This is a genomic window from Shewanella sp. MF05956 (assembly GCF_059758055.1).
The window spans coordinates 101,454-113,851 of record NZ_JCAYNV010000010.1 but is presented as its reverse complement, the minus strand read 5'-3'; the positions used below and the strand labels follow the sequence as shown (position 1 = coordinate 113,851).

Below are 12,398 nucleotides of genomic sequence, written 5' to 3'. Positions count from 1 at the left end.
CCTGTCATTTCGATTCAATGGTAGAGTAAGTTCAAAGCGTGTCAAAATGTCCTAATAAGAGTCCATTTATGAGTCCAGACGAACAGATTACCCCTGCAGCCCAAACCACAATGTCGGTATTAATCGTAGATGACGAGCCAGGCATGCGCAGTTTTTTGATGAAAGCCTTAGCCAAAAAATTCGCCCTAGTTGAAACCGCATCCACCATCGCTCAAGCAGAAACGCTCCGTAGCCAAGGTCATTTTGATTTACTCATTGTCGACATTAGACTCCCTGATCGTTCTGGCATTGAGTGGCATGAAGCATTAAACGATCGCGAGAGACAATCGGACATTATTTTTATGACGGGTTATGCCGATATGGATGTGGCGATTAAAGCGTTACGGGCAGGTGCTTCTGACTTTATTATGAAGCCATTTCACCTTGAACAAATGATGACCGCAGTTGATCGCTGCATTGAAAAACGCTTGTTAAAACGCGAAAACTTTATGCTAAGGCGCGAATTGGCCCATGGGCAGTCATCAACTATTATTGGTAACAGCGAAGCTATCCGTGATGTTAAACAGGTCATTGAACGTATTGCTCCCACCAATGCAGTGGTATTGATTGAAGGAGAATCTGGCACGGGTAAAGAGCTCGTTGCAAGGCAATTACATCAACTCAGTGGCCGCAGTGGTGCTTTTGTGCCTGTTAACTGTGGCGCTATCGCACCAGAATTATTGGCCAGTGAGTTATTTGGCCATACAGCAGGAGCATTTACGGGTGCCAAAGGCAATCGTGAAGGCCTGTTTAGTTATGCCTCTGGCGGGACCATTTTTTTAGATGAAATTGGCGAAATGCCAATGAACATGCAAACTGCATTATTGCGTGTGCTCGAAGAGCGATCGATTAGACCCGTGGGCAGTGAAAAAGAAATCGATATTGATGTGCGAGTGGTTGCCGCAACCAATCGTTTATTGATTGATGAAGTCGAAGCGGGACGTTTTCGTCGAGACTTATTTTACCGTCTAAATGTACTCAATATTGTGATCCCTTCTTTGCGCTCTCGCCCTGAAGATGTTGTTGAATTAACGCATTTCTTTACCTTACAGCTATCACAAGAACTGGGCATCAAAGATATTATTTGGAGTCATGAAGACCTGCAGGTTCTTCAGCAATATGATTGGCCAGGTAATATCCGTGAGTTACGCAATATGATTGAACGTTGCATTTTATTGGGAAAACCCCCCGCAGAATATTGGAAGAAGCCTGTTGTGACTGTGATACCTGAAGCTATGGGTTACCCACTTGATTGGCCTCTAAAAGAAGTCGAAAAGCAACATGTTACCCAGGTCGTTGATGCCCATAATGGTAATAAGTCAGCAGCAGCACGAGATTTAGGGGTGTCACGTAAAACTCTCGACCGTAAATACAAAGAGTGGGCTCATCACGACGATGACTGTGATGGAGTAACGCCGTAGTGGTTAATAAATCGGGTTTATTCACTCGAGTATTTGGCATTAGTTGGCTACAGATGCAGTCAAAGGTGCGCTATCGCATTTTATTTCTAACCTTATTGCCGATCTTATTAACCCTGGTGAGCTTAGTTTTTATCACGATTTATTGGAACGTGATATATACAGGCAACCAATTGTTTATGAAGGTGAAAGCCGATCTCGTTGTAGCCGAGAATACATTGGAACAGGTGCAGCAGCGACAACAACATCAGCTTAGTACCATTAGCGGATCGTGGGATTTTCAACATGCTTTTCAGTTGCTTAATCACAGTGACTCTCAACCTAATGCTGCCGCGATTAATGCACTCAATATCTTATTGGCCCAGCAACAACAAACGCTAGGCTTAGACTTTTTACGTCTCATTAGTCTTGCAGATGCCGCCGCCGATCCTGATTTACGGATAATGCTGCACCAAACACAACAGCATGCAATATCAGGACTAATGGTTTTGCCCGGCACTCGACTCGCGCGGATCAATTTGGCCCTTGCAGAGCAAGCTGAAATTGAGCTTGTTGCCACTAGGCATGCGGCAGAACCGCCTAAAAAATCGGAAAGTCGCGGGTTATTAAGTCGCACACTAATGCCTGTAGCCGACCGGTCTGGTAATGTGTTTTGGTATATTGATGGTGGTGTGCTGCTTAATCGTAACACGTTGATTGTCGACCATATTCGGGACTTGGTTTATGGTGAGGGGACGTTACCTGAGCGCTCAATTGGCACCGTGACACTATTTTTAGATAATATCCGTATTAGTACCAATGTGCCTTTCGAACAGTTTCCAAGTGATCTGAGCAAACAAAATAGAGCCATTGGCACTTTAGTATCAGACGAAGTGTATCAGCAAGTGTTAATCGAAGGCGAAAACTGGATTAACCGAGCCTTTGTATTGAACGAATGGTATATATCGGGCTATTCACCCTTGTATGATATTCGCGGTAAACGTGTCGGCATGGTTTACGCCGGATTTTCTGAAGCGCCATTTTTACATAACTACTTATTAAACATTATTGAGCTCGGCACCATTTTGGTGATCGTGTTATTTCTGTCTGGCTTTTTGGTGTATCGCGGCGCAAATAGTTTATTGCAGCCCATTGAATATATTCACCAGGTTGTGACCGCTGTGCAATCGGGGCGCAATATCCGCATTGGTAAACTGGACTTAACCAGCGATAACGAATTAGCACAATTAGCAGAGCAGTTTGATCGTATGCTCGACCAATTACAGCGACGCAATACACAAATTCAAGCTGCAGCAGAGCAACTCGAAATCAAAGTTGAACAACGAACTCGCAGCTTACAGGATAAAACAGAAGAGCTTGAACGAAACGTCGCCTTATTACATGCCACTCGCCAGCAATTGGTTACCAATGAAAAACTCAGCGCATTAGGTGAGTTGATTGCCGGCATCGCTCATGAAATCAATAATCCCACCGCGGTGATTTTGGGCAATATGGAGCTATTAAAATATGAGCTTGGCGATGGTGCAAAAGTCGTCGAAGAAGAAATTGAGTTAGTTATTCAGCAGGTAGGACGCATCACCACGATTATCCGCAGCTTATTACAATACAGTCGCCCAGGGGAATTTAATGCACCAATAGAGTCTCAAGCGATTACGCCTATTGTAGAAGAAGTGCTGTTATTGGCACGTCACTCCATTGAGCAGCAAAAAGTGGAACTGGTGAAAGAATTAACCGCCAGCACACTGGTAGAGGTTAATCGACCACAACTATTGCAAGTGTTGATCAATTTAATGGTTAATGCGGCCCACGCTATTAAGGTTAATGGTCGCATTTGGGTGAGAGCGTATGATTGGATTGAGGATGGCCAGAGTATTGGGGTGAAAATTGAAGTTGAAGATGAGGGCGTTGGTATTTCGAAAGAGGATTTAAGCCGCATATTCGATCCATTTTATACCACCCGTAAAGACGGTACAGGCTTAGGTTTATCATTAAGTTATGGCATTATTAAACGTCTTGGCGGTACCATTGAAGTTAAATCAACACTTGATGTCGGTACCGTCTTTACGATTGGTTTGTATCATAAAGCAAAAGATGATCAACAACTTGGACCATACGATGGTTTACAGTTTGGCGATAAAATATAATATAAATGCTAAAAAACAGGCAAAAAAAAGCCGGGAATAATTCCCGGCCACAAAGAGTGTGTGAGCAATGTCGTGCTTGCGAACTCAGTAGACTGTTTAAAGGTGATGAAGTCTCTATTGAGTAAACTGAGTTTTGGAACGCACATTAATAGTAATCATTCTCATTTGTGTTTGCAAGTCATTAAACGATAAAATGATCATCTTTACATTGTCATCATTAACAGAATCAATAGCCTTAATTATGGGGACATCTCGTTAATCGAATCGATGTTTGGGTGATGTTTTAGTAGAGGGCTGTTTACTCATGTTCAATGTCTAGTTTGCATCGCGTAGACTAATTTGAACTTTGAACTTTGAACTTTGAGCTTTGATGTGAATTGATGGGGTGGGATTTAACCATCAAGCTTAGCAATCACGACGACTAAGCTTGATGTATGACTATTTCGAGTTCAGATTATTTATTCGCTTCAATAATGACGTTTTCGTTATTGATAGGGCTGTCGAACAAAATCTTGTCTTGAAGCACTTTGAGTAACACGCCATATGCTGGTAAGAATAAGCCTAAACTGACGATTAATTTAAAGCCATAATCTACCGTAGCGATTTCGGGCCAATGGGTAGCCATAAACGTGTCGCTAGATGCGTAGAAAGCCACACTAAAGAAGACTAACGTATCGACTAGATTACCGATTAAGGTCGATGCCGCAGGAGCAACCCACCATGCTTTTGCTCGGCGTAACTTAGCAAATACCGTAATGTCCATCAACTGGCCAATCAGATACGCTACAAAGCTGGCAAAGGCAATTCTGAATACAAAGCTGTTCCATTCTGCTAACGCTGAAAATGCTTGTAGCTGACCTTGATGAAATAACACGCCCACCAAATATGACACCAATAATGCAGGGATCATGGCTTTGAGAATAATATTTCTGGCAGCTTGCTGACCAAAAATTCTCACGGTTAAGTCAGTGGCTAAATACACAAAGGGAAAGCTAAATGCGCCCCACGTGGTGTGGTAGCTAAACAGCTGAAAAGGTAATTGAACAAGGTAGTTACTTGCGCAAATAATTAAGATGTGAAAACTGACTAATAGCATCAGTGCTCGGCGATATTTCGCCTGGGATAACTGCAACATATTGTGGCCTTTTTAATTGGGTTAGCGCGGGGTGAGGGAACCCGCTATTGATACGGTTAACAGTATTTATGTATGTCAGTTTAGCGACATATCGCTATAAAGCGGTTTCATAAATGACTACTACAGAGAATATTATCATTATGGTTGTGTTGCTACTTAGCGCTTTTTAGCCTGGTTAACTTAAGCGGAAAAAGGGCTGCAAACACGGGGGCGGGATAATAGCATGGGTAATATTCAAGCGAAAGATTTAAGCGCGGTTAAAAGTCGATTAAAATAGACAGCACAGTGGCTAATTTATTTTCTAATTCTTGCCATTCTGCCAACGGGTCTGAGCCTGCGACAATCCCAGCTCCTGCAAATAAATTGATTCTACGTGGTTCAATTAATGCGCTACGGATTGCCACCGAAAATTCAGATTCATTGCGATTAAAATAGCCACAAGCTCCAGCGTACCAGCCTCTGACATATCCTTCACGTTGACGAATAAAGCTCAATGCGGCTTCACGCGGTAATCCTCCAACCGCAGGCGTAGGGTGTAATGCGCGCAATAATTCAAAGTCACTGACGCCGGGTTGTAATTGAGCCCTAATTGAGCGATGTAAGTGCTGAATATGATTTAATTTAAAAATTTTAGGGTGTTCATCAGCCCCAAGGTATTGGCTTAGTGGTGTTAACACATCGACAATATGTTGTCTTACTAGCTGATTTTCATGGCTGTTTTTAATATCATCTAATAAAGCTTGCGCCAGCAGATTGTCTTCATCTGGGTTAAGCCCACGCACAGTCGTACCTGCCAATGCTTCGGTAAATAGCTCTTGTTGGCGGCGCAAATATAAACGCTCAGGCGAACATGAAATAAAGGCTCGTTGCGGACTAAATTGAAAACCAAACTGAAAACTGTTGGGGTTTCTGCCTTGCCAACATGCTAATACTGTCCACGGATCGATATCATCACTGACATCAATTTGAGTATGCCGTGACAACACCACTTTAGGTGTGGTGCGATTAAACTTTTCTTGAGTGACTTGCTCAACGAGCTCTTTCCAGCGTTCATAACGGGGTAAATCACTGCGCCCCATTAAAGTCATTTTGTGCGGCGGCGGCAAAGGTTGCGGTTTATTCACTTGCGCAATGGCAGTCAATGCAGCTTGAATTTCTTGTTGAGCGTCGGTGCCCTCAAAATTGAGGTTAACCAGTATTCTGAGTGTATTGCCGGTTCGGCGTAATTCAATTCTAGGCAACACAAAATGTGCGCGGCCAAACTCAGGCCAACTTTCTACTGTGCGGTCAAAGGCAAGGCCACCATAATAGCGAATGTCTTGCTGATTGGTTTTATTACGTTGTTGCTGATAAATCTGTGCCAAGACATTGTCGTCGACTTGGTCTTCAAAAAAGAAGCTTTTACAGGCACCAATTGCAGCGACATCTTCATCTCGATCTCTACCGTGCCAATAAATTTTCGGGAATTGATTTTGAGCAGCTAACCAGGAAAGTAAGGGTAATGCAGGAGCATCTACCGACAATTGGATAATAGATTCACGCGCAGGCACTTTACTCAGCTGGTTAAGCTTAGTAATCAGTTCATTAAATTGTGATGAAAAGGAGTGGCCCAAAAAGAAATACCTCACGTATAAACACTACAGAGCTAAGGTAATAAAGCGATTAAACACTGTCAATTAGCAAGGTTAAATCGTGTGATCTGAATTACTAATATAATCATTTAGACAGTTTGAAAGCGGCATATTATGTTATGCCGTTATGAAAAACACTTACCTAACTTTGTAAGCGCTTACTATTAACGAGGTGGTGATAACTTGTTTGTTAAAATCGACAGCTAACAATTAACATAAGAATTGTTTATTTCGATGAGTCATGTATAAACATAAGTCACAATAATACCGTGACCAAAAGACTATACTGACTAAAATCGATAGAATAGTGGCGTAAAGTAGTTCAAAATAGTAGCGCTCAATCTGTGAGCTAAGTCTCATTATTAAGTTTTCTTCCCGGAGTACGTGTGCATGGGCGATTCAGTTGAATCAAGCAATGTCATTAAGATCCCTGTTGATAGACTTGCCCTTGGCATGTTTGTTACCGCTATCGATCGTCAACAAAGCAAAGTCGATATTCGCAATCCTGGCCAAATAAAGCATCGTGACGCAATTGTTAAGCTCAAAAAGAACAATATCGCAGTGGTGTGGGTCGATGTTGATCGCTCGTCAGATACCTGCGGATTAAAAAAAGGTGACCGCGCTAACGCACCCGCTAATCCATTGGCACGTAAAGCAACGGTGACTCGTGATGGTCAACAGGCACAAGCTAAAAAGTTACTTGCCGAAGCCAAAGGTTTGATCAAAAAAGTGATGTCTGAAACTTTCGAGGGTAAACCTATCGAAGTGGGTCAATTTGAAGACGTTGCCGACAAAATGATTGAGTCGGTGATGGATGATGCCGACGCGTTTAAATGTATCTCAGCATTGCGCACAAAAGATGCCTACCTTCTTGAACACTCAATTAACGTCGCATTCTTACTGGTTACTTTTGGCAAGCACCTAGGGCTTGAGCGTGAATTGCTTAAGCAAATGGCTGTGGGCGGTATTTTACATGATATCGGCAAAATCAAAGTCGATAATGAAGTGCTGCATAAACCTGGAAGGCTAACTCCGGAAGAGTTTGAGCACATGAAGTTGCATCAAGTGTATGCTGCTGAAATTATGCGCGAGACCGAAGGATTGTCGCAAGTGAGTAAAGATGTGTGCTTAATGCATCATGAAAAGCTTGACGGCAAAGGCTATCCTCATGGACTCACCGAAGACCAAATTCCTCAACATGGTCGCATGAGCTGTATTGTTGATATTTTCGATGCGCTAACCGCAACTCGCTGTTACAAAGAAGCCATGAGTCCGGCGGCAGCATTTAAAATTTTGCTCAGTTTGACGCCGTTTCATTTAGACCAAAAACTGGTTTATGAGTTTATCCGCTGTGTGGGCATTTACCCAGTGGGTTCGCTTGTGCAACTGTCTGATGAACGCGTGGGTATTGTATGGGACTCAAAAGGACGTGATGCTTTACATCCTATTGTAAAATGCTTTTATTCGTTAAAGCATAAACGCTATACCGAAGTGACTATGGTTGATTTACATAAAGCAGAGCTGAATATCGAACGTGGTGTATCACCAGGGACGCTAGAAGTCGACCCAACGCCATTTTATTAAGGCAAAATGACATCGCAGTCAGTGAGTGCTGCGATGGATAACTTCTTTGACGGCCTATTTAATGATAGGTAATGTCTTGATACATGGGGGCGAGCTTAGCCAGTAACGCATTACGTGTACCAATAGACACGTTTTGTTGTGTTAATGCGTTAATCAAATGACCGACAACGGCATCAAAATCCGCCTGGCTAATGTGTAAACCAATATGCGCATCAAACATAGATGCTCCTTGATACTCACAGCCTCCACCGCTCACAACACATAAATGCTCAATTAAACGTTGGCGAAATATCTCAATGTCAGTTTGAGCAAAGTGATGCACTATGCGTTTATCTTGTGACAGGTTTACCAAAAAATCATCAGTAATTAGGCTAATGCCAGCATTACCGCCCAACTGTTGATACAAGGTTGTCGGTTGATTAGCGCAGCCTGAACCGACTAGCAGTAAGCCAACGAATAAGCTGATGAAATAGTGCTTAGCAGTGAGCATTACAATGTCCCCTCAATCGATAAATACCAGCCTTTTTGTTGCTCAAAACCCGCAATACTACCCAAGTCGACATATGCACCTACAAGAGACACATGTTTATTGATAAACCAGGCAGCAAAGATATCCTGCCAGTCATCTTCCTTGGCAAAGCCGAGTTGATCGGGTTTTTGTTTGTATTCATAACCCACAGCAAAGCTGTCGGATAACAGTAACGCAATAGAAGCTTCTGCTTGCAGGTGATAATTGTTGTCTGTCGCGGTGCCAAAACCCAGTAATCCGGTTTGATTAGCCTTGGTAGCTCTGAGGGTTAAATTAGTTACTAGGTTGCGACCGGCAATAGCATCAAAATACACTTTACTGGCCGCAAGATACACATCTAGCCCCCAATCATTGCGTGCTCCCACCGCTTGTGGAATGGCATAGTCATCAACGCGTTTGTATTGCATGCCTACGCTTATTTGCGGCAGATTACTGTAAAGTAATTCGCCTGCAAGTTTGTATTTAACGCCAACAATATCTTGGCCAAGCTTGCCGCCCATAGTGTCGAGATCGAAAGTCTGTTTAGCTAAACTTAACTCGAATCGATTATTGATACTCAGCGATGCCCCAACGGCATGTAAAGTAAAATCATCAACTGAAACCTGGGTATTCATTGCGGTTACTGACCATTGGTCTGAGCTGGCATAACCATTTATGACTGCCCATGGCACAATTCCGCCGCCCGCCGTACCTTCAATGGTAGTGGCACCACCAGTGGCAATCACTTTGCTCGTATCGGCATGTGCTGGCAGGCTTATACCCGCCACAATAAATAGGCTGATGATGAATATATTTCGAAACATTAACTCACCGTATCTTTGAGTTTAGCGGCCAGATCGGCCTGATTAAATTGGCTAAACCATATTGCAAAATCATCCGCTTTAAGCGGTTTTGAATACACATAACCTTGTACGATATCGCAATCGAGTCGACGTAAAATGTCGATACCTTCTGTTGACTCAACCCCTTCAGCAACCACAGACAAATTAAGCCCTTTAATGAGCCGAATACTGGTGTCGACAATCATTAAATCTGTGGCATCTGTATGAATATCTTTAATAAAGCTGCGATCAATTTTAACTTCATTTACGGGTAACAGCTTTAAATAGGCCAGTGACGAATGCCCGGTACCAAAGTCATCAATGGCGATGGCGATGCCAATACCTTTAAATTGCTGCAATACCGCGATAACCGTTTGAGCGTCCTTCATCACCGCGCCTTCGGTAACCTCTATCGACAGTGCTTCAATCGGTAAATCATGATCAGCTAACAGCTGTTTAATATCTTGAGGCAGTTGGGCATTAGTGAGATCGTGAGCCGATAAGTTAATCGCAACTTTTAGCTCAATTCCCTGAGTTTTCCATTGGGCTAATTGTTTCACTGTGGCGTTAAGCACCCAGTCACTGATCATCGAAATATTGCCCGAGTTTTCAGCTAAACGAATAAATTCATCTGGCGGAATAAACCCGAGTTGCGGATGCTGCCAACGAATTAATGTCTCGGCGCTATCGCAGCGATTGCTGTGAATATCCACTTTAGGTTGAAATACCAAATGCAGTTGCCCCTGACTAATGGCAATCGGTAAATCGCGAATAATCATTAACTCGCGCAGATAACGCTCATCCTCGCCTTGCAAATAAGTGGCAATGGCTAACGATTCAATACGGGCTTGATTTAATGCTATTTCTGCGTGGCGAATTAACTTGTCGATATCAGTGTGGTCATAGTCATCACTTAACTCAACCAATCCAACACGCACATTCACGCTGATTTTAGAGCCTTCAATATCATAAGGCTTAGTCAGTTGCTGTAAATAAATGTCGAGTTGTTCACGGCTAATACCGGGTTGAAATAACAATAAAAATGAGTCTCCATCTAAACGGGATATTAATGCAGTCGTTGGCGATAAGCTTTCTAAGCGACTGGCAAACAGCATGAGTAAATTGTCGGCATTCGCAAAGCCGATAATATTATTTAAATGTCGAAAGTTTTTAATGTCTATCATCGCGATGCAGCCATGCATTTGCATTAAAAGCTGGCCGAGTTGTTGTTTCGCCGCAACACGGTTATACAAACCGGTTAAGTTGTCATGTTGTGATTGATAGACTAAATCGTGTTCGCGCGACTCAATATTCTCCCGCATTACCGACAAGGTATTGGCTAACACTTGCAGTTCTGCTGGCGCACCCATAATGGGTTGCGGATTTTCACCTTGACCGACTTTTCGGGCAAAGTTAACCAGGGCGTAAATAGGCTGGGTGAGCCCGCCTGCAAACCAGGCGGCTATTAAGAATGCCAATAAACAGGTGATCGCAAATATCACCAGCATATTGTTACGCAGCGCATCGTAACTTTGTTGCCATTTTTCATTTGACTGGTGTAACACCGCCCACTGGTGGCCACTGTTTTTATCAAGGGCAATCGTAGTGGATAAATACTCGCTGACAACCGTGTCGCTAAAGTTATCCACGTTTTGTGCTATTTGGGTGATGTTTGCCAACACTTGTTGCTGTAAACCTTCGGGCAACGTTGACACGATATCGACTCTACCTGACTGGTTAATAAAGCTAATATCAATGCCCGTAATGGTCTTGGCCTGGTCAGCTACCGCTTTATCCATGGTAAACCCCATGCCCACCCAAGCAATTAATGTGGGTGCTTTTACGGGTTGTAACACAAATTGGTAGCTACTGTGGTCAACATTAAAGATATCGACACTGTTTGAACGATTTTGGGTTAAAGCAAATAGGTCATCGATATTTTCTGGCGTAAGCCCTGGCAAACTTGATGACAGTAATGTGCCTTTTGGCGACAATAATATGACCGCATTGGCATTAATCCGTCGACCGTGATTAGCTAACACCGATGATATGGTGTCTTGCTCCCCCGTAGCCACCGCGCGTTTAAAGCCAAAGTCAGCGCTCAATAATGATAAACTCTGACTGAGCTGGTCGCTTCGATTTGACAACATTTCAACAAAAATATTTGAACCAATATTGAGGTTTTGAGCTTGTTGTTGGCGGTAGTCTCGTTGCGTTGCGGTCAGCACAAACAGCGCTGTGGTTAACTGCATTAGCGTTAATATGAGTAAAAAAGCAATAATCAGCCGGCTACGGAAACTATTTGGCATGTTGTCCTACGTGTGAACTTGCATTGAGGTTAACACCAAAGCCGCCAGGCGGTGAAGAAGGCTTATCTTGTCTATCAACATCCAATGTTAATGTAACAGCATCAATCTCTTTATTAATCATCATTGTCGTCGGGGCCGTTTCTGCTTGTTGCCAAGGGTGCCAAAGCGTCACGCTATATTCGCCAGCCGGTAAATCGGTAATGTTGGCCAATCCCTTGTCATCGCTTGACGCAAAATAAGGGCTTTTTGCTACATAAATAAAGGCTTGCATATAGTCGTGAATATTACAGCCAATGGCCACTAAACCTGGCTGATCAAATAAAATTGGCGACTCAGTTTTGCCAACATACAGCTTTAATTCAAATTGCTTGGCTTCAGAAAAAGAATAAACATGATGGCGAGTGCGGTCTAAGTTAGGGAAATCGACTTGAGCACCTTGAGGTACAGCAAGGACAAACGGTGAAAAAATACGATCTTGTTGGCGCATTTCATAATGCTGCGGCGTTGTGGGTGGTAACTCTGTTGCCGTGATGGGGGTTAATTCGACAACGGCATCACCTAATGCGACGCCCTGAGTATCGGTGATAGTTACCGTTAAAGAGGCTGCACTTAGCGAGGAACACACTAAATAAGATAAACACAATAAACAGTAAGTGAGTCGAGTCATTGGTTTTTATTCGCCTTCTTGGTATGCATGTAACATAAAAGTTAACCCGGTAAGCATTGTCCATCATAACCCACAACATTGATAAATACGTCATCCCTATCAGGGTTAGGGACGCTTATTT

9 protein-coding genes are annotated in these 12,398 nt (G+C 43.1%); 3 read left to right on the top strand and 6 right to left on the bottom strand.

The genetic code is table 11. The features are described 5' to 3' along the window. Nucleotides 1-68 precede the first annotated feature (68 nt). Nucleotides 69-1,460, top strand: coding sequence for a sigma-54-dependent transcriptional regulator (locus AC19MX_RS12595; RefSeq protein ID WP_498298451.1), 1,392 nt, complete (start codon nucleotides 69-71; stop codon nucleotides 1,458-1,460). Nucleotides 1,461-1,513: 53 nt separating this feature from the next. Further along, nucleotides 1,514-3,601 (top strand): sensor histidine kinase, encoded by a 2,088-nt coding sequence (locus tag AC19MX_RS12590; protein ID WP_498298582.1) that lies wholly within the window; start codon nucleotides 1,514-1,516, stop codon nucleotides 3,599-3,601. Between the two features lie 454 nt (nucleotides 3,602-4,055). Here AC19MX_RS12590 and AC19MX_RS12585 read toward each other — a convergent pair whose 3' ends face one another. Continuing rightward, nucleotides 4,056-4,736, bottom strand: a complete 681-nt coding sequence (locus AC19MX_RS12585) for a 7-cyano-7-deazaguanine/7-aminomethyl-7-deazaguanine transporter (RefSeq protein ID WP_432402315.1) — start codon at nucleotides 4,734-4,736, stop codon at nucleotides 4,056-4,058. Nucleotides 4,737-4,993: 257 nt separating this feature from the next. Then, nucleotides 4,994-6,349, bottom strand: a complete 1,356-nt coding sequence (locus tag AC19MX_RS12580) for an isochorismate synthase (protein WP_498298450.1) — start codon at nucleotides 6,347-6,349, stop codon at nucleotides 4,994-4,996. A 408-nt stretch (nucleotides 6,350-6,757) separates the two neighbouring features. Between AC19MX_RS12580 and AC19MX_RS12575 the strand changes: the two genes are divergently transcribed. Continuing rightward, nucleotides 6,758-7,951: a cyclic di-GMP phosphodiesterase gene (locus tag AC19MX_RS12575; protein WP_498298448.1), complete on the top strand. Its 1,194-nt coding sequence runs from the start codon at nucleotides 6,758-6,760 to the stop codon at nucleotides 7,949-7,951. A 58-nt stretch (nucleotides 7,952-8,009) separates the two neighbouring features. Here AC19MX_RS12575 and AC19MX_RS12570 read toward each other — a convergent pair whose 3' ends face one another. From AC19MX_RS12570 to AC19MX_RS12555, 4 genes are read right to left on the bottom strand one after another with little or no spacing between them, the layout of a single operon-like run. Next, nucleotides 8,010-8,441, bottom strand: coding sequence for a group I truncated hemoglobin (locus AC19MX_RS12570; RefSeq protein ID WP_498298446.1), 432 nt, complete (start codon nucleotides 8,439-8,441; stop codon nucleotides 8,010-8,012). Next, nucleotides 8,441-9,283 carry a DUF3034 family protein gene (locus tag AC19MX_RS12565; protein ID WP_498298444.1) on the bottom strand — a complete coding sequence of 281 codons (843 nt, stop codon included), beginning with the start codon at nucleotides 9,281-9,283 and terminating at the stop codon, nucleotides 8,441-8,443. The genes AC19MX_RS12570 and AC19MX_RS12565 overlap by 1 nt, the downstream gene beginning before the upstream one ends. Continuing rightward, nucleotides 9,283-11,610: a putative bifunctional diguanylate cyclase/phosphodiesterase gene (locus AC19MX_RS12560; protein WP_498298442.1), complete on the bottom strand. Its 2,328-nt coding sequence runs from the start codon at nucleotides 11,608-11,610 to the stop codon at nucleotides 9,283-9,285. The genes AC19MX_RS12565 and AC19MX_RS12560 overlap by 1 nt, the downstream gene beginning before the upstream one ends. Next, nucleotides 11,600-12,277, bottom strand: a complete 678-nt coding sequence (locus tag AC19MX_RS12555; RefSeq protein WP_498298440.1) for a methylamine utilization protein — start codon at nucleotides 12,275-12,277, stop codon at nucleotides 11,600-11,602. The genes AC19MX_RS12560 and AC19MX_RS12555 overlap by 11 nt, the downstream gene beginning before the upstream one ends. Nucleotides 12,278-12,398: the final 121 nt, after the last annotated feature.